The 17,082-nt window shown below is 70.4% G+C and carries 13 protein-coding genes; 2 read left to right on the forward strand and 11 right to left on the reverse strand.

Annotation, left to right across the window (positions count from 1 at the left end):
• Nucleotides 1–125 precede the first annotated feature (125 nt).
• The 7 genes from ACOCMH_RS05655 to ACOCMH_RS05685 are packed head-to-tail and all read right to left on the reverse strand — an operon-like array spanning nt 126 to nt 8,677.
• Nucleotides 126–1,160 carry a diguanylate cyclase gene (locus ACOCMH_RS05655; protein ID WP_427308177.1) on the reverse strand — a complete coding sequence of 345 codons (1,035 nt, stop codon included), beginning with the start codon at nt 1,158–1,160 and terminating at the stop codon, nt 126–128.
• 52 nt (nt 1,161–1,212) lie between these two features.
• Complete coding sequence (locus ACOCMH_RS05660) at nt 1,213–2,250, reverse strand: chemotaxis response regulator protein-glutamate methylesterase (RefSeq protein WP_427308178.1); 1,038 nt, start codon at nt 2,248–2,250, stop codon at nt 1,213–1,215.
• Nucleotides 2,247–4,559: a hybrid sensor histidine kinase/response regulator gene (locus ACOCMH_RS05665; protein ID WP_427308179.1), complete on the reverse strand. Its 2,313-nt coding sequence runs from the start codon at nt 4,557–4,559 to the stop codon at nt 2,247–2,249. The genes ACOCMH_RS05660 and ACOCMH_RS05665 overlap by 4 nt, the downstream gene beginning before the upstream one ends.
• The gene (locus ACOCMH_RS05670) at nt 4,556–5,272 is read right to left on the reverse strand and encodes a chemotaxis protein CheW (protein ID WP_427308180.1); all 717 of its coding nucleotides are present in this window, start codon (nt 5,270–5,272) and stop codon (nt 4,556–4,558) included. The genes ACOCMH_RS05665 and ACOCMH_RS05670 overlap by 4 nt, the downstream gene beginning before the upstream one ends.
• Nucleotides 5,265–6,548, reverse strand: a complete 1,284-nt coding sequence (locus ACOCMH_RS05675; protein WP_427308181.1) for a CheR family methyltransferase — start codon at nt 6,546–6,548, stop codon at nt 5,265–5,267. Before ACOCMH_RS05675 ends, ACOCMH_RS05670 begins: the two co-directional genes overlap by 8 nt.
• Nucleotides 6,545–7,021: a chemotaxis protein CheW gene (locus ACOCMH_RS05680; protein ID WP_427308182.1), complete on the reverse strand. Its 477-nt coding sequence runs from the start codon at nt 7,019–7,021 to the stop codon at nt 6,545–6,547. The genes ACOCMH_RS05675 and ACOCMH_RS05680 overlap by 4 nt, the downstream gene beginning before the upstream one ends.
• Nucleotides 7,022–7,060: 39 nt before the next feature.
• Nucleotides 7,061–8,677: a methyl-accepting chemotaxis protein gene (locus ACOCMH_RS05685; RefSeq protein ID WP_427308183.1), complete on the reverse strand. Its 1,617-nt coding sequence runs from the start codon at nt 8,675–8,677 to the stop codon at nt 7,061–7,063.
• 278 nt (nt 8,678–8,955) lie between these two features.
• Between ACOCMH_RS05685 and ACOCMH_RS05690 the strand changes: the two genes are divergently transcribed.
• On the forward strand, nt 8,956–10,284 hold the full coding sequence (locus ACOCMH_RS05690) for a putative bifunctional diguanylate cyclase/phosphodiesterase (protein ID WP_427308373.1): 1,329 nt from the start codon (nt 8,956–8,958) through the stop codon (nt 10,282–10,284).
• Nucleotides 10,285–10,568: 284 nt separating this feature from the next.
• Nucleotides 10,569–13,193, forward strand: coding sequence for a DUF6600 domain-containing protein (locus ACOCMH_RS05695; RefSeq protein ID WP_427308184.1), 2,625 nt, complete (start codon nt 10,569–10,571; stop codon nt 13,191–13,193).
• 109 nt (nt 13,194–13,302) lie between these two features.
• On the opposite strand, the gene ACOCMH_RS05700 is transcribed toward ACOCMH_RS05695, so the two are convergent.
• The 4 genes from ACOCMH_RS05700 to ACOCMH_RS05715 form a co-directional block, all read right to left on the reverse strand.
• Nucleotides 13,303–14,475 (reverse strand): ABC transporter substrate-binding protein, encoded by a 1,173-nt coding sequence (locus ACOCMH_RS05700; RefSeq protein ID WP_427308185.1) that lies wholly within the window; start codon nt 14,473–14,475, stop codon nt 13,303–13,305.
• A gap of 115 nt (nt 14,476–14,590) precedes the next feature.
• A complete protein-coding gene (locus tag ACOCMH_RS05705; protein WP_427308186.1) occupies nt 14,591–15,298 on the reverse strand; it encodes an ABC transporter ATP-binding protein in 708 nt (235 codons plus the stop codon).
• On the reverse strand, nt 15,285–16,049 hold the full coding sequence (locus ACOCMH_RS05710; RefSeq protein ID WP_427308187.1) for an ABC transporter ATP-binding protein: 765 nt from the start codon (nt 16,047–16,049) through the stop codon (nt 15,285–15,287). Before ACOCMH_RS05710 ends, ACOCMH_RS05705 begins: the two co-directional genes overlap by 14 nt.
• Nucleotides 16,042–17,079: a branched-chain amino acid ABC transporter permease gene (locus ACOCMH_RS05715; protein WP_427308188.1), complete on the reverse strand. Its 1,038-nt coding sequence runs from the start codon at nt 17,077–17,079 to the stop codon at nt 16,042–16,044. Before ACOCMH_RS05715 ends, ACOCMH_RS05710 begins: the two co-directional genes overlap by 8 nt.
• Nucleotides 17,080–17,082 lie beyond the last annotated feature (3 nt).

A 17,082-nucleotide genomic window follows, 5' to 3' on the forward strand; every position in this document is an offset into this window, starting at 1 on the left:
CAAGCGCGGCGGCGCGACGGGCCGCGGCCGCAGGCCGCCATGCCGCCTGCGCAGATGTGTAACTGCTTGTTGCCGCCATGGTCGTGCGATGGTTGCGGGCAGCCGCGCCGGCGTGCGGACGCGGCTCAGCCCGGCGACATCATGACCAGGTTGCGGCCATTGCGCTTGGCCTGGTAGAGGCCCGCATCGGCCGCTTCGACCAGCTGGCTGGGCTGCGCGCCGGGCTGGGGCACCAGCACCGCACCGCCGATGCTGACGGTCACGCAGTCCAGGGTAGGCGAGCCGCTGTGGGCAATGGCCAGGCCCTGCACCGCGCGCCGCACCTTTTCGGCCAGCAGCCGCACGCCGCCGGGCGAGGTGGCCGGCAGCACCATGGCGAACTCTTCACCGCCGAAGCGTGCGGGCAGGTCAGCGGCGCGCACGCAACTGTCGCGGATCACCGCGGCCACGCGGCGCAGCACCTCGTCGCCGGCGACGTGGCCGTAGGTGTCGTTGTAGGCCTTGAACGCGTCGACATCGATCATCAGCAGCGCCAGCTGGGTCTGCTCGCGCAGTGCGCGGCGCCATTCCGCGCCGAGGTATTCATCGAAATAACGCCGGTTGGACAAGCCGGTCAGGCCGTCCGAGTTGGTCAGGCGCTGCAGTTCCAGGTTGGTTTCCAGTAGTTGCTGCTGGCTTTGCCGCAGCGCGCGATAGGCTTCGTCGCGCTGCAGCTGGTTCACGTAGGAGCGCGAGTGATAGCGGATGCGCGCAATCAGCTCGATGCTGTCCGGCAGCTTGACCAGGTAGTCGTTGGCGCCGGCGGCAAACGCCGCGCCCTTGGTCGCGGCTTCCTCCTTGGTCGACAGCACGATGATCGGGATATCGCGCGTGGCGGGGTTGTCGCGATAGCGCTGCACCAGCGTCAGGCCGTCCACGCCCGGCATCACCAGGTCTTGCAGGATCACGGTGGGCTTGGTGCGCTGCGCCACGGCCACCGCTTCGTCCGGCTGCGCGCAGTAATGGAAGTCGATATCCGGCTCAGTGGCCAGCGCGCGGCGCACCGCTTCGCCGACCATGGCCTGGTCGTCCACCAGCAGCACCATGGCCAGGTATTCCTGCTTGTCGGCGGCGGGCGCCGCTGCGGGCTCGGCGGATGGGTTAGAGGATTCGGGTTGCATATTCAATTCCGGTTCTCGCGGTCCCGGCGCGGCCGGGGCCCGTTGCGTGCATTCAGGTGGTCGGCGCGGGCCACGGCAGTGCCGCGGGGCCGCATGCCTGCACCAGCCGCGGCGCGATGCGCGTCAGCGGCAGGATCTCGGCGGCGGCGCCGAGCGCGGCGGCGGCCTTGGGCATGCCGTACACGGCGCTGGTGGCGCGGTCCTGGGCGATGGTCAGGAAGCCGCGGTCGCGCATCGCCTTCAGGCCGAGCGCGCCGTCGCGGCCCATGCCGGTGAGCAGCACGCCGATCACGTCGCCGCGCCAGTGTTCCACCACGCTTTCGAAGAACACATCGATGGAGGGGCGATAAAGGTAGTCGCAGGGTTGTTCGGTGTAGGCCAGCCGGCTCGGGCCGGACAGGCGCAGATGGTCGTTGGTGCCGGCCAGCAGCACCGTGCCGGCCTGCGGCGCCTCGCCGGCGCGCGCAATGCGCACCGGCAGCGCGCACTGTCCGTCGAGCCAGTCGGCCATGCCGGCGGCAAAGGCCTCGTCGACATGCTGCACGGTGACCACCGCGGCGCTGAAGTCCGCCGGCAGCGCGCCCAGCAGCATGGCCAGCGCGGCCGGGCCGCCGGCCGAGGCGCCGATCGCCACCAGCCGCGGCGCGCTGCCGGCGCGCGGCGCCACCGCCAGCGCGTGCTGCGGCGCCACCCGCCCCGCCAGCAGGCGCGCGATATTGCGCAGCTTGCGCAGCAGCGGGCCGGCGGCAAGCTGCGCGTCGGCTTCGGCCAGGGTCGGGGTGTCGACCGCATCGATGGCGCCATGGCCCATGGCGTCGAACACCTGCGAGGCATTGCGGCCCAGGTCCATGGTCACCACCACGATGGCGCAAGGCGTGGCGGCCATGATCCGGCGCGTGGCCTCGACCCCGTCCATGACCGGCATCAGCAGGTCCATCAGGATCAGGTCGGGGGTCTGGCGCGCGGCCATCTGCACCGCCTGGGCGCCGTCGCCGGCAATCCATGCGATCTCGAACGCCCGATCCAGCGCCAGCGCGCGGCGCAGCGCGGCGACCGCGAGCGCTGAATCATTGACGATGCCGATTTTCATGGACGTGCCTCGCCGATCAGGTCCTGGACCGCGTCGAGCAACGCGGCGTCGTGGAAACTGCCCTTGGCCAGATAATAGTCCGCGCCGGCCTCCAGGCCGCGCTGGCGGTCCTGTTCGCGGTCCTTGTACGACACCACCATCACCGGCAGCTGGCGCAGCGCGGCGTCCTGGCGGATCCGGCGCACCAGCTCGATGCCGTCCATGCGCGGCATGTCGATGTCGGTGATGACCAGGTCGAAAGGCTCGGCGCGCAGCACGTTCCAGCCGTCCATGCCGTCGACCGCCACCGTCACGTCATAGCCGCGACCGGCCAGCAGCTTGCGCTGCAGCTCGCGCACGGTGAGCGAGTCATCCACCACCAGCACGCGCCGCGCGCGTTCCTGCAGGCTGGCCGCTTCGGCCTGGCGCACGCCTTCGATGCGGCCTTCGGAAACCAGCTTCTCGACCGAGCGAATCATGTCCTCGACATCGAAGATCAGCACCGGCGTGCCGTCGTCGGTCAGGCTGCCGGCGGCAATGTCGCGGACCTTGCCCAGTGCCGCGGGCAGCGGCTGCACCACTAGCAGGCGTTCGCCCAGCATGCGGTCGACCGCAATCGCATAAGTCCGCTCGCCCTCGCCGATGATCACCACCGGGACCTGCGCGCGCGCCGGCACGGCATCGGCGCCGGCCCGCTGCAGCACCTGCGCCGCGCTGACCAATCCGATGGCGCGGCCCTCGTGGCGGAAATGCTGGTGGCCTTCGGTCTGCTCGATTTCGCTGCGTGCCACCGAGGTCGCGCGCAGCACGCGGCCGAGCGGGAAGGCATAGGCTTCGCCGGCCACGTCCACCAGCAGCGTGCGCACCACCGACAGCGTCAGCGGCAGCTCGAGGCTGAAGTGCAGGCCCTGGCCCGGCTGCTGCGTCAGGCGCAGGGTGCCGCGCACTCGTCGCACCATCTCCTGCACCGCGTCCAGGCCGACGCCACGACCGGAGACTTCTGAGACGGTGTCGCGCATGCTGAAGCCGGGCAGCAGCAGGAAGTCGAGCAGTTCCGCCTGCGACAGTCGCGCCGCCGTGTCTTCGGAGGCGAGCCGCCGCCGCACGATGGCGCGCCGCAGCGCTTCCAGGTCGACCCCGGCGCCGTCGTCGGAAATCTCGATCTGCAGCCGGCCCGCGTTGTGGCGCGCGTGCAGCATCACGCGGCCCTGCGCCGGCTTGCCCTGGGCCTGGCGCACCGCCGGCGCCTCGATGCCATGGTCCACGGCATTGCGCAGCAGGTGCGCCAGGGGTGCGTCCAGCGCCTCGAGGATGTCGCGGTCCACCTGCGTGCCGGCGCCGGACAGCTCCAGGTGCACTGGCTTGCCCAGCGAGCGGCCCAGGTCGCGCACCATGCGCGCGTAGCCGGCCAGGCCGTCGGAGAGCGGGCGCATGCGCGAGGCCAGCGCGCTGTCATAGAGCCGGCGCGCCAGCCGCGTGGCGCGATGATCGTACTGCTCGAACTCGTCGAGCCGCGCCGCCAGTTGCTGGTGGCCATCGTCGAGCAGCTGGCGCAGTTCGGCCAGGGCCGCCTGCGCCGCCGCTGACGCATGCGCGCCGCCGCCATCCTGTGTCTCGCGCAGGGCCTGCTGCAGCGTGTCGGCCGCGGACAGCGCGCGCGCCTGCTGGCGCCGCGCCTTTTGCAGCGCTTTGCCGAAGGGCCGCAGCCAGTGCGATTCGACCATGGCCTCGCCCGACAGTGCCAGCATCTGGTCCAGCGCATCCGCATTGATGCGCAGCATGCGCTCGTGGCCGTCTGCGCTGTGCGCGGCCATCGGTGCCGGCGGCGCGGTGTCGGGCTCGAGCGTCGGCGCAGGGGCGGGGGTGCGGACCGGGGCCGCTGCGGGGGCGGGCGCGTCGGCAGCGGCGGGCTGCGCCGGCGCGCCGCCGCCGTCGAGCGAACCCAGCCGCTGCACCACCGCGTCGATCTCGGCGCGGCCAGCCTGCTCGGACCAGTCCGGGTCGCCTCCGGGCGGATGGCCGATGCGCAGCAGCAGGTCGGTGCCCTGCAGCAGCGCATCGATATGCGCGGCAGCCAGCGGCATGCCGCCCTGGGCGGCGACCAGGCAGTCTTCCATGGCATGCGCCAGCCGCACGCCGCCGTCGAGCCCGACGATGCGGGCCGCGCCCTTGAGCGAGTGCGCCGCGCGCATGCACGCCTCGAGCTGCTCGGGTGCGCCCGGGTTGCGCTCCAGCGCCAGCAGGCCGGCGTTGAGGATCTCGGCCTGGGCGTCCGCCTCGAGCGCAAACAGTTCCAGCAGCGAGGCGTCGCGCAATTGTTCCGGGTTCATGCCAGGCTCCGTGCCAGCGCCTGGCGGACTTGCGCGGCGTCGAGCAGGCCGACGCTGCGGCCCTGGTCGAGAAAGAGCGCCTGGGTATAGCGGGCCGAGCCGCGCGCCAGCGTGGCGGGCAGCGGCAGCAGCGCGGCGCGCCGCACCCGCACGATGCCGGCGATCTCGGCCACCGGCAGGGCGATCGCGGCGCGCCCTTGTCCAAGGATCAGGAAGCGGCTGCCGGCAGCGTTGAGCTCGGCGCGGGCTGCGCCGGTGTCGAACACGTGCGCCAGCGACAGGCAGGCCAGCAGGTTGCCGCGCACCGCGGCCAGCCCCAGTACGGCGGCATCGCGCCGGTGCGGCAGCGAATGGACCGGGCCCGGCGCGGTGACTTCGCCCAGCGCGGCGGTCGGCAGCGCCAGCCATTCATCGCCGATGCGGAACACCAGGCAAGCCAGCGCGGTGCCGCCGTCGTTGCGGTCGTCGCCGGCGTGGCCGTCATTGCCATCGCTGCCGCCGGCATCGGGCCAGTCCTGCAGATCCTGCTCCAGCTCCCGGGCGTCCAGGAGCCGGGCAGCGGCCTGCGCGTAGGTTGGGCAGTTGCGGCAGTGGGCGTGCTCGGCCAGCGCCGGGCAACTGCCGTCGCCGCGCACGCCGATGCGCCGCCAGCAGTCATCCACGCCGTCGGCGCGCACCACGGCGGCAAGGGAATGGGCGCGGGTCTCAGCCATGGTGCTTGCGGTTGTGGCGCTGCGCGCGCTGGCGCAAGCGCGTGGCGCCATCGTGGTCGCCTTCGGTGTCGAGCAACGCGGCCAGGTGATACAGGCTTTCCTGGTGCGATGGGTCCAGGTAGAGCGCCTTGCGGTAGGCCGCGTGCGCCTGGGCGACGCGGCCGGCGGCGTCGTGCAGCACGCCGAGCATGCCATAGGCATCGGCGATGGCGGCACCACCGGTATCCGGCGCGGGACGGTCAAGCAGCGCCAGGCACGCGGCCGTGGCGGCGTCCAGTTCGCCGCGGTCGGCCATCGCCGCGATCGCGGCCAGCTCCGATGCGCGCGCATCCGAAGCTGATGGTGCGGCCGGCGCGGAGGGCCGCGGCGCCGGCGGACGCATGGACGCGGGCGGCCGCGGCAGGCGCGGCGGCGCGGCCATGCGGGGTGGCTGGGTGGCGTGGACCGGCGGGTGGGAGGAGGGGCGCGCACGCGGCGCCGCGGCGGTGGGCTTGCGAAAGGCAAAGGTCAGCGGGATGCCGACCGGCTCCAGCCCCTGCGCGCTCAGCACGCTGGCCTCCGCCGGCCCGACGAAGAGCAGGCCGTCGGGCATGGTCAGGCGCACCAGGGTCTGCACCGCCTGTCGCTGCCCGGCGGCGTCGAAGTAGATCAGCAGGTTGCGGCAGAATACAAAGTCATAAGGCGCTTCGCCGGCGAGCAGGCCGGGCTCGATCAGGTTGCCCTGCAGCAGCCGCACCTGCGCGCGCACCCGCGCGTCCAGCGCGTAGCCGGTGGGCGTGGCGGTGAAATAGCGGTCGCGGAAGTCCAGCGGCGCGCTGCGGAAGGCATTGGCGCTGTATTGCCCCTGGCGCGCACGGGCCAGCGCACGCGCGCTGATGTCCACCGCGTCGATATAGAAGCGCCCCGGCGGCACGCCGGCATCGAGCAGTGCCATGGCGATCGAATACGGCTCTTCGCCAGTGGAGCAGGGCAGGCTCAGCAGCCGCAGCGTGCGCCTGCCGTCGGCAAAGGCGCGTTCGGCGGCAAAGCGGCCCAGCGCCAGCAAGGCTTCGCGGTGCCGGAAGAACCAGGTCTCGGGCACCACCACGGCCTCGATCAGCGCCTGGAATTCGTCGGCCGTGCCTTGCAGCAGTTGCCAGTACGCCTCGGTATCGGGCGCGTGCCGCGCCTGCTGGCGTTCGCGCACGGCGCGCGCCACCGCGCCGCTGCCGATGGCGCCGGCGTCCAGGCCGATGCGGGCCTTGAGCAAGGCTTCGATATGCGCGGCGGTGCTCACGAGACGGCCTCCCTGGCGGCATCGGCGAACAGCATGGCATGGACCTCGTCCGGCAGCAGGGCGCCGACCCTGACCCATTGCACCAGCCCGCGCGCGTCCTGCCGCACCGGGCCGAGATAGCGCGGGCTGGCGCCGGACACGCCGGCGTCGAGAAACGATTCCGCCGGGCAGCGCAGCGTCTGCGTGGCCGCTTCCAGGCGCAGGCCGAGCAGCCGCACGGGTTCGCCTTCAGCGCGGCGGTAATGGACCAGCACCGTGCGCGTGCTGGTGCGCAACGCGGCGGGCACGCCGGTGGCCAGCGCGGGCAGGTCGAGCACCGGCACCGGCTGGCCGCGCCGCTCCATCAGTCCCGCCACCCAGGCCGGCGCGCCGGGAATCTGCTTCAGCCGCGTCAGCGGCAGCACTTCCGCAATCTCGGCGGCATCGAGCGCGTAGTGGTCGGCACCCAGGCGGAACAGCAGGAAGAGTTTCATGGCGGCGGCGCGCGACGGCCCGGTGCGGGAACCGGCAGCCTAGACCTTGAAGCGCGACACGCCGCTGCGCAGGTCGTTGGCGACCAGCGTCAGTTCGTCGATCGCCTGGCTCGACTGGCGCAGCGATTCGACGGTCTGCTGCGCGGCCTCGGACAGCTGCATCAGCGCCTGGTTGATCTGCTCGGCGCCGCCGGCCTGGGCCTGCATGCCTTCATTGACCATCAGCACGCGCGGCGCGAGCGATTGCACCTGGGCGATGATCTGCGACAGCTGGTCGCCCACCTGCGTCACCTCGGACATGCCACGGCGCACTTCCTCGGAGAACTTGTCCATGCCCATCACGCCGGCCGACACCGCCGACTGGATCTCGCGCACCATCTGCTCGATGTCATAGGTGGCTACCGCGGTCTGGTCGGCCAGGCGGCGGATCTCGGTGGCCACCACGGCGAAGCCGCGGCCGTACTCGCCGGCCTTCTCGGCTTCGATCGCGGCGTTCAGCGACAGCAGGTTGGTCTGGTCGGCGACCTTGGCGATGGTGGTCACCACCTGGTTGATATTGCCGGCCTTTTCGTTGAGTGTGGCCAGCTTGGCGTTGACCGAACCGGCGGCATCCATCACATGCTGCATGGTGCCTTCCATGCGCGACAGGCCGCCCTGCCCGGTGCCGGCCAGCGCCGCGGCCTGCTCGGCGGCGCTGGAGACTTCGTGGATGGTGCGCACCAGGTCGCGCGCGGTGGCCGAGATCTCGCGCGATGTTGCGCCGATCTGCGTGGTGGTGGCGGCGGTTTCGGTGGCGGTGGCCTGCTGCTGGCGCGCCGTGGCGGCGATCTCGTTGACCGAGGTGGTGACCTGGATCGCGGTGCGCTGGGCCTGGCCCACCAGCGAAGTCAGCTCGCCGGTCATCTGGTTGAAGCCTTCTTCCACTTCCTGGAACTCGTCCTTGCGGCGCAGCGCCATGCGCAGGCGCAGGTCGCCGCCGCGGATGCCGGCCAGCAGGCCGACGATCGACTGCATCGGCACCGTGATCGCGCGCAGCAGCAGGTAGCCGCATACCAGCGCCACCACCAGCGCCACGATCAGCGCCGCTTCGATGCCAAGCTTGGCGGCATTGACGGCATCGTCGATGCCCTGCGCGGCGCGGGAGTTGACCGCGCTGTTGTCGTCCACCAGGTGCTGGGTCGCCTTGCGTGCCTCGATCCAGCGGTCATGCGCCTCGCCGCGCAGCGCTGCCGAGGCGGCGGCGGTGCTCCAGTCGCCCTGGCGTGACAGGACCTGGGCCGCCTGTTCGTAACGCGCGCGCACGTCGCGATAGGCCTTGAAGGCGGCCCGGTCTTCGTCGCGCGTGATGGTGCCCTCGTATTGCTGCTCGAGCTTGTCCAGGCGGCTGGCAGCCTCCTGGCCTTGCTGCTGGAAGCTGCGCCGCTCCGCTTCGTCGGTGGCGTTGATGGTCTGCCATGCCAGCACGTAGCGCTCGCCCCAGACACCGCGGATGCCGGTGCTGTAGTTCAGCCCGGGCAGCGCGTCCTGCAGCATCAGCGTGGTGCCTCGTTCAATCGCGCTCAGGCGGGTGTAGGCGACTACGCCCATCAGCGCCATGACAAGCAGGATCAGCGAAAAGCTTGCCAGGATGCGCGTGCGGATGGTCCATTCATTCACGGTGTTATCCCGGTGATGTTCTTGTTCGGGCGCGGCCGATGCCGGCAAGGCGGGCCGTGTTGGCGGGCCGGGACTGCAGGGGCGGGGCGCCGATGCGCGGTAGGGTACTGTATGCGGCCGCCCGATTCAACGCGCACGCGGATCCAGGCAGGCCCGGCGTTGCGCCGGCGCCTAGGGGTTTTGGCGAGTATGGGAACTGCTTGATTTTTTCCAAGTTTTCGTCACACTTGCTAAATTGCTAGCGGGTAACAATGTCGACAATTACAGATGGGGCAGGGATGGTGGCCAAGTCGGGGGCGAAGTCGGCTGGCGCCTCGCCAGGCTCGGATCTCGATCCGCTGACCGGCGTTGACAATCGCCAGGGCTTTCTGGAACGGCTGGAAGCACGCCTGCATAGCGAGGCCGTGCCGCGCTGCGCATTGCTGCTGATCGGCATTGATGACTTCCGCGCCTTCAACGACATGCACGGCCATGCCGAAGGCGACATCATCCTGCAGCGCGTGGCCCGGCGCCTGCGCGATGCCTCGCCCCGCGACGCCGTCATCGGCCGCATCGGCAGCGACGAATTCGGCGTGCTGCTGCCCTCTATTGCCGATCCCACCCTGGTGCGCCACGTCAGCGCCGCGATCCTGTCGATGCTGTCCTCCCCGCACGAGCATGCCGGGCGCCGCCATCACGTGCTGGCCAGCATCGGCGCCTGCGTGGCGCCCGCGGCCGGCGAACAGGGCTCGGACATGCTGGCGGCGGCCAGCCTGGCGCTGGCGCGGGCCAAGCACGATGGCGGCCGCACCATCCGCTTCTTCAAGCCGCAGATGCGCTCGGACGTGACCACCCGGCTGTCGCTGGTCCAGGCCCTGCACGAAGCCTATGCCCAGCGCCAGTTCGAACTGCTGTACCAGCCTCAGGTCGACCTGCGCGACGGCCGTGTCCATGGCGCCGAGGCGCTGATGCGCTGGCGCCATCCGACCCGCGGGCTGCTGTCGCCCGCCGCCTTTATCGACGCGCTGGCCGGCAGCAGTATCGCCAGCGATGTCGGCATGTGGCTGCTGCAGACCGCCTGTGCCCAGGCGCGTGCCTGGGCGCTGGCGTTTCCGCGGCCGCCGCGCGTGGCCATCAACCTGTTCGCGGCCCAGCTCTCCGAAAGCCGCCTGCTGACCGAGGTGCGCCACGTGCTGCGGGCGCTGGAACTGGCGCCCGACTGTCTCGAGATCGAGATCACCGAGACCATCGCGCTGCAGCAGGGCGACGAGGTCTCGGACCAGCTGCAGGCGCTGCGCCGCGACGGCATTACGCTCACCTGCGATGACTTCGGCACGGGCTATGCCTCGCTCAGCTTCCTGAAGTCGTTTCCGGTGGACCGGCTCAAGATCGACCAGTCCTTTATCCGCAACGTGACCCAGGACCCGGTCGACGCGGCCATCGTGCGCTCGGTGATCAACGTGGGCGCCAGCCTGCACATCGGCGTGGTGGCCGAAGGCGTGGAAACCGCCGAGCAGCGCGATTTCCTGCTGGCCAACGGCTGCCATGAGGCGCAAGGCTACCTGTACGGACGCCCGATGCCCGCCGAGCGCCTGACCGAGATGCTGCGCCAGCAAGCCGGCCGCTGAGCGGCTTCCGGTCGCGGCCGCCCCGCCCGGATGCCGAAGTTGTTTCCACCTTTGACCGCGGGCCAGGCCCCGCCACGGCGGCGCCGGCCGCCGGCCCGCCCGCAGCCTGCCGTGCACACCGGCCGGGCCAGCCGGCCCGGGCCCCTGGCGAAATACGAGCTTACAAACTGTGCCGCGCCGAACGCGCCGCGGCATCCCGCGCCATGTATGGTGACACTAGGGTTGCCGCCGGCGTGGGCCGGCCTGCCCGCCGACCCCCGTGGTTGTCCTGCTCCTGCCCTTCCATGTCCGATCCCTTTCAATTCGCCGGCCAGGCCCGTGCCCGCTCTGGCGGCAGGCTGGCGCTGACCGCGCTGGCGGCTGCAGCCAGCCTCGCAGTGGCGTTTGCTGCACTGGCGCAGGTGCCCGCCGCGCCGGGCGAACCCTATCTCGATGCGCCGGTTGCCGACGCCGCGCTGCAGCAGGCCGATCCTTCCTCGCGCATCGCTACGCTGACCGCGGTCGACGGCAGCCTCAGTTTTGCGCCGGCCGGCTCGGACGACTGGGCCGCCGCCGGGCTGAACCGGCCGGTGACCACTGGCGACCGGCTCTGGCTCGAGCCGGGCGGACGCGCCGAGCTGCACGCCGGCACGGTGGCGCTGCGCATGGGTGGTGCCACGGCCGCCACCATCCTGAACCTGGACGACAGCGCCACGCAGGTCAAGCTGACGCAGGGCACGCTGCAGGTACGCGTGCGGGCGTTGCCGCCGGGCCAGACGGTCGAGGTCGATACCCCGAACCTGGCCTTCGTGCCACGCGAGCCCGGCGACTACCGCCTGGACGTGGCGCCCGACGGCAGCACCACCACCGTGACCTTGCGCCATGGCAGCGCGGTGGTCTACGGCGACAGCCGCACGGTCGAGCTGCAGCGCGGCGACCGCATGCGCTTTGCCGGCACCGACCTGGCCGATGCGGGCGGCGGCGCGGCGCCGGAAGATGCGTTCGACCGCTGGACCGCGGCGCGCGACGCGCGTGAAGACGCGTCGCCGTCGGCGCGCTACGTGCCGCGCGAGATGCCGGGCTACGCCGCGCTGGACGGCTATGGCGACTGGCAGGAAGACCCGGGCTACGGCGCGGTGTGGTTCCCGCGCGTGGTCAGCGCGGGCTGGGCGCCGTACAGCGCCGGCCACTGGGCCTGGATTGCGCCGTGGGGCTGGACCTGGATCGATGACGCGCCGTGGGGCTTCGCGCCATCGCATTATGGCCGCTGGGCCTATGTGGGCTCGCGCTGGGGCTGGGTCCCCGGGCCACGGGTGCGCCCCTGCTACGCCCCGGCGCTGGTGGCCTTTGTCGGCGCCGGCGGCTCCGGCTGGAACGTGCGGGTCGGCAGCGGACCGGGCGTGGCCTGGTATCCGCTGGGGCCGCGCGACGCCTACCGGCCGGTCTATCGGGCCAGCCCGACCTACGTCGCCCGCATCAATCGGGTCACCGTCAACAACTTCGTGATGGGCGACCGCCGGCCGCCCCCGTATGCCAACCGCAACGTGCCCGGCGCCATTACCGGCATGCCCGCGCGCAATTTTGTCGAAGGCCGGCCGGCGCGCGGCCTGCACCGGCCGGAATGGCGCAACCTGCCGGCGGGCGAGGCGCACGGCGCGCCGCCGGTGGCACCGGTCAAGGGCAGCCTGCTGGGCGCGGCGCCGATGCGGCCGCTGCCGCCGCAGGCGCGCCATGGCTTTGAACGCCAGGCCATTGCGGCGCGCGCACCGGGCCGCCCGGCCACGGATGACCTGGCCCGGCGCTTTGCGCGGGAGGGCGGGGTCGTGCCCGGCGCTGGCCCGGCCTGGCGCGGCGGCAATGAACGGCGGCCCGGCCGCGACGCACGGCCGGTGCCCGACGTGCGCATGAGCCAGGCGGCCATCGCGTCGCGTGACCACCCCCAGTCTCAGCCGCGCGGCGGGCGCCCCGATGCCGGTACGGACGGCCGTGCCGAGCGCAACGATGCCAATGTCCGCGGCGAGCCGTGGCGTGGCAATGGCCGCGGCCAGAGCACCCGGCCCGACGAGGCACGCGGCTTTGCCGGACCATCGGGCGTGCCCGGCGACGCCCGGCAGCAGCAACCGGCCATGCAGCGCGAACCGCAGCGCCAGCAGATGGAACAGCAGCGGGCCCTGCGCGAGCAGCAACGGCAACTGGACGAGCAGCGCCAGCAGCGCATGCCGCCGCGCCAGTGGGCTGACGGGCAGGAGCGCCCCGATCCGGCGCGGCAATCGCAAGAGATGCAGCGCCAGCGCTTCGAACAGCAGCGGCAGATGCAGCAGGCCCAGCAGCAGCGGCAGATGGAAGAGTCGCGGCAGCGCCAGCCCGACGCGCAGCGCGAGACCGCCGAGCGCCAGGGGCAAGAGATGCAGCGCCAGCGTCTTGAACAGCAGCGGCAGATGCAGGAAGGCCAGCAGCGCCAGGCGCAGGAACAGCAGCGCCAGCAGGCGATGCAGCACCAGGCCGAACAGCAGCAGCGGCAGATGCAGGAGCAGCAACGCCAGCAGGCGATGCAGCGGCAAGCGGAACAGCAGCAGCGGCAGATGCAGGAGCAACAGCGCGCGATGCACGAACAGCAGCGCGCCATGCAGGAACAGCAGCGCCAGCAGGCAATGCAACGGCAGGCGGAGCAGCAGCGCCAGATGCAGGAGCAACAGCGCGCGATGCACGAACAGCAGCGCGCCATGCAGGAACAGCAACGCCAGCAGGCGATGCAGCGGCAGGCGGAACAGCAGCAGCGCCAGCAGCAACAGCAGCAGCAACAACAGCAACAACAACAGCAGCAGCAACAACAGCAGCAACAACAGCAGCAACAACAGCAGCAACAACGCGCGCAGCATGAGCGCGGCCAGATGGAGGCGCGCCAGGGCCGTGACGGCGATCGCCGCTAGCTGACGCCGGCCCATGCCGGCCGCCGCAACGAAAAACCCCGGCAAGCCTGCCGGCCTGCGGGGGTTGGTGCTGGTGCGGCGCCGGTAACGGCAGCGCCGCGGCGTCGCCTTACTTGGCCAGTTCCGACAGGCGCACCTGCGAGATCTTGCCGTTCTGCACCCAGCCGACCACGGTGTCGGCCATCGAGCCACCCTTGGCGTCGATGCCGTCGACCTCGTTGGGGTTGACTTCCTTGGCCAGGCCCTTGACGGCATCGGGCATCTTCGCGCGGATGGCCGCGGCGTCGCTGGTGGTGCCAGCCAGCTTCATCGCCCCGGCCAGCGCATACACCATGGTGTAGTTCAGCGACATCTCGGTGGTGGCGTCGCGCCCGTCATGCAGCTTCTTGTACTTGGCATTGAACGCCTGCGCCGCCGGGCGGTTGTCGTTGACCAGGGGCAGCACGCCGATCGAGCCTTCCAGCATGCCCAGGCCGTTGGTAACCTTCGCCATCTCGTCCATCTTGGCCTGGTCCATCACGATAAAGCCGCCCTTGAAGCCGAGTTCGCGCGCCTGCTTGACCACCAGCGCGGTCGGCTCCGACGGGCCGCCGACGAACATCACGTCCGGCTTCCCGCTGATCGCGCGCGACACGCCGCTGTAGAAATCGGTTGCCTTGGTGTACGACATCGGGTTGTTCGCCACCACCTTGCCGCCCGCGGCTTCCCATGCCGGCAGGAAGGCCTGCACCCAGGCCTTGGCATAGTCGTGGTCGGCCGGAGCCAGCGCCACGTTCTTGCCATAGCGCTTCATCTGCGCCTTGATAAACGGCTCGATATAGCCGGTATAGGCCGGCGGGATGCGGATGGTCAGCTTGTTGCCGGCGTCGGTGATGCGCGGCACGCTGGAGTAGGCCATCACCAGGAATTTCTCCTGCTCGTTGAAGGCCTGCAGCGCGAAGATGCCGCCCGAATGCGGCACGAACACCGCCGGGGTCTTGTGCTGCTGCACCAGGCGGCGCCCGTTGATGGCGGCCTCGGCGGGCGAGTACTTATCGTCCAGCGCCACCACCTCCAGCTTGACCTTCTTGCCCTTGACCTCCAGGCCCGCGGCATTGATCTCGTCCACCGCCATTTGCACGCCGGACAGCACGTTCTTGCCATACAGCGCGGCGCCGCCGGAGAGCGGGCCGGTATAGCCGATCTTGACCACTTCCTGCGCCAGCGCGGCGCCCGAGGCCAGCATCGCGGCCACGGCGGTGGCGGCCAGCGGGAAGATACGGCGCATGATGTTGTGTTGCATTGTCTTGTCTCCTGAAAGTACTGCGCTTGTTATGTCTGCTATCCGTTGACTACCGCTCGGTTTGCTCCCCTCTCCCGCAAGCGGGAGAGGGAGCACGCAGTCGGTGATTCCGGTGCTACCCCCCGATATACGCCTTGCGAATCCCCTCATCCTTCAACAACGTATCCCGATCGCCTTCCATCACGATCTTCCCGCTCTCGATCACATAGGCGCGATGCGCAATTTCCAGCGCCGCGTAGGCGTTCTGCTCCGCCAGCAGCACCGTGGTGCCCGCGCGGTTGATGCGCTGGATGATCTCGAACATCTGCTTGACCACCAGCGGCGCCAGGCCCAGCGACGGCTCGTCGAGCAGCAGCGCGCGCGGGCGGCTCATCAGCGCGCGCCCCAGCGCCACCATTTGCTGTTGCCCGCCGGACAGCGAGCCGGCCGGGTCGTCCTTCTTCTGCCGCAGGATCGGGAACAGTTCATAGACCTCTTCCAGCGTCTTGCGGATACCGGCGCCGTCGCGCCGGTGCACATAGGCGCCGAGCACCAGGTTCTTCTCCACACTCATCGCCGGGAACAGCTTGCGGCCCTCCGGGCAATGCACCAGCCCGGCCTGTACGATCTGCGACGGCTTCATGCCCGACAGCTCGCGCCCGTCGAAGCGCATGCTGCCGCCGCTGATGCGGTGGATTGCGCTCATCGCCAGGAAGATCGAGCTCTTGCCGGCGCCGTTGGCGCCAAGCAGCACCACCAGCTCGCCGGCACCGGCGTGCAGCGTGATGTTGTCGAGGGCGCGGAAGCTGCCGTACGACAGCGAGACGCGTTCAAGCTGCAACATGGTCGGCTCCCAGGTAGGCCTCGATGACATGCGGATCCTGCTGGATCTGCGCGGGCGTGCCTTCGGCAATCTTCTCGCCGTAGTTCAGCACCATGATCTTGTCGGCCAGCCGCATGATCATGTCCATCTTGTGTTCGATCAGGCAGACGGTCTTGCCATGGCGCACCATCTTGCGGATCAGCTCGGCCAGGCCCACGGTTTCTTCGGGGTTGACGCCGCCGGCGGGCTCGTCGAGCAGCAGCAGTTCCGGGTCGGTCGCCAGCGCCAGCGCAAAGGCGACGCGCTTGCGCGCCTCCTGCGTGATGTCGGCGGCGACCTCGTGCGCCAGGTGCGACAGGCCGACGAAGTCCAGCGCGGCCTCGGCCTTGTCGCGGCACAGCCGTTCTTCCTCGCGCAGGCGCCGGGTATTGAACAGCACGTCGCCCAGGCCGGAGCGCGTGCGCAGGCGATGGCCGACGATCAGGTTGTCGAGCACCGTGGCGCGGTCGAACAGCGCCGTGGCCTGGAACGTGCGGGCCACGCCGAGGCGCGCGATCTGGTCGGCCCGCAGGCCGGCCACGTCCTGTCCCTTGAACAGGATCTGGCCGGAGCTGGGCGCATGGGTGCCCGCCACCAGGTTGAAGAAGGTGGTCTTGCCGGCGCCGTTGGGGCCGATGATGGCGTTGATGTGGCCTTGTTCGAAGGTGACCGAGACATCGTGCACCGCGGTCAGGCCGCCGAATTTCTTGGTCAGGTGGCGGATCTCAAGCATGGTCGGCTCCGGCGCGGGTGGTCGGGACAGCAGCGGTGTTGCTGCTGCCGGCGGCAGCGGGCTGGGCTTGCTTGCCGCGGCGTGCGGCGGCGGCCTTGCGCGCCTGCTTCTTCAGGTACGAGCCGACGATGCCGTCGGGCACGAAGATGATCAGCAGGATCAGCACCGGGCCGAACACCAGCATGCGGTAGTCCTGCATGAACTGCAGCGACTGCGTGATCCACGGCACCAGCACCGCGCCCAGCAGCGGCCCGAAGATGGTGCCGATGCCGCCCACCAGCATCGACATCACCATGTCGAACGTCAGGTCGGTGCGGGCGATATCCGGGCCCAGGAAGCGCACCTGCCCCGCGTACAGCGCCCCGGCAAAACCGGCGTAGCCCACCGACAGCACGAACGACAGCACCTTGGTGCGCATCAGGTTGAGGCCCAGCGCCTCGGCCAGCGCGTCGCTGTTGCGCACCGCCATGAAGCTGCGGCCCAGCAGCGAGGTGACGATGCGGTGCATCAGGAAGACGCCGACGGCCAGGAAGGCCAGCACCAGGTAATACTGCGCCTGCACGCTGTCAAAGCTGAGCGGCCCGATCGCCGCCGGCACCGGGATGCCGATCAGCCCCACCGTGCCGTGCGTCAGGCTTTCCCACTTCTCGATCAGCAGGTAGATGATGTAGCCCACGCACATGGTGAAGATCGAGAAGTAATGGCCCTTCAGGCGCAGCGACACCACGCCGACCACATAGCCCAGCACCATGCAGATCACCCCGGCCAGCACGAACGCCGCCCAGAATGGCACCTGGTGGTCTACCGTCAGGATGCCCAGCGTGTAGGCGCCGATGGCCATGAAGCCGCCATGCGCCAGGTTAAGCTGTCCGGTGTAGCCGGTGATCAGGTTCAGCCCCAGCGTGGCGATGGCATAGATGAAGGCCAGCGTCATCACGGTCAGGTAGTAGCTGTTGGGCGTCACCAGCGGGAAGGCGATGGCCACGGCCAGCAGCAGCATCCAGCCGGTCTTTCCTTGCAGTGCTTTCATGTT

It is taken from the genome of Cupriavidus sp. H39, from assembly GCF_050271075.1.
GTDB classification, from domain to species: domain Bacteria; phylum Pseudomonadota; class Gammaproteobacteria; order Burkholderiales; family Burkholderiaceae; genus Cupriavidus; species Cupriavidus necator_B.

What these genes read in the sequence shown, in the direction of transcription:
- ACOCMH_RS05655 (WP_427308177.1), bottom strand. Translation starts at nt 1,160, where the DNA reads ATGCAACCCGAATCCTCTAACCCATCCGCCGAGCCCGCAGCGGCGCCC.
- ACOCMH_RS05660 (WP_427308178.1), bottom strand. Translation starts at nt 2,250, where the DNA reads ATGAAAATCGGCATCGTCAATGATTCAGCGCTCGCGGTCGCCGCGCTG.
- ACOCMH_RS05665 (WP_427308179.1), bottom strand. Translation starts at nt 4,559, where the DNA reads ATGAACCCGGAACAATTGCGCGACGCCTCGCTGCTGGAACTGTTTGCG.
- ACOCMH_RS05670 (WP_427308180.1), bottom strand. Translation starts at nt 5,272, where the DNA reads ATGGCTGAGACCCGCGCCCATTCCCTTGCCGCCGTGGTGCGCGCCGAC.
- ACOCMH_RS05680 (WP_427308182.1), bottom strand. Translation starts at nt 7,021, where the DNA reads ATGAAACTCTTCCTGCTGTTCCGCCTGGGTGCCGACCACTACGCGCTC.
- ACOCMH_RS05690 (WP_427308373.1), top strand. Translation starts at nt 8,956, where the DNA reads ATGGTGGCCAAGTCGGGGGCGAAGTCGGCTGGCGCCTCGCCAGGCTCG.
- ACOCMH_RS05695 (WP_427308184.1), top strand. Translation starts at nt 10,569, where the DNA reads ATGTCCGATCCCTTTCAATTCGCCGGCCAGGCCCGTGCCCGCTCTGGC.
- ACOCMH_RS05700 (WP_427308185.1), bottom strand. Translation starts at nt 14,475, where the DNA reads ATGCAACACAACATCATGCGCCGTATCTTCCCGCTGGCCGCCACCGCC.
- ACOCMH_RS05705 (WP_427308186.1), bottom strand. Translation starts at nt 15,298, where the DNA reads ATGTTGCAGCTTGAACGCGTCTCGCTGTCGTACGGCAGCTTCCGCGCC.
- ACOCMH_RS05710 (WP_427308187.1), bottom strand. Translation starts at nt 16,049, where the DNA reads ATGCTTGAGATCCGCCACCTGACCAAGAAATTCGGCGGCCTGACCGCG.
- ACOCMH_RS05715 (WP_427308188.1), bottom strand. Translation starts at nt 17,079, where the DNA reads ATGAAAGCACTGCAAGGAAAGACCGGCTGGATGCTGCTGCTGGCCGTG.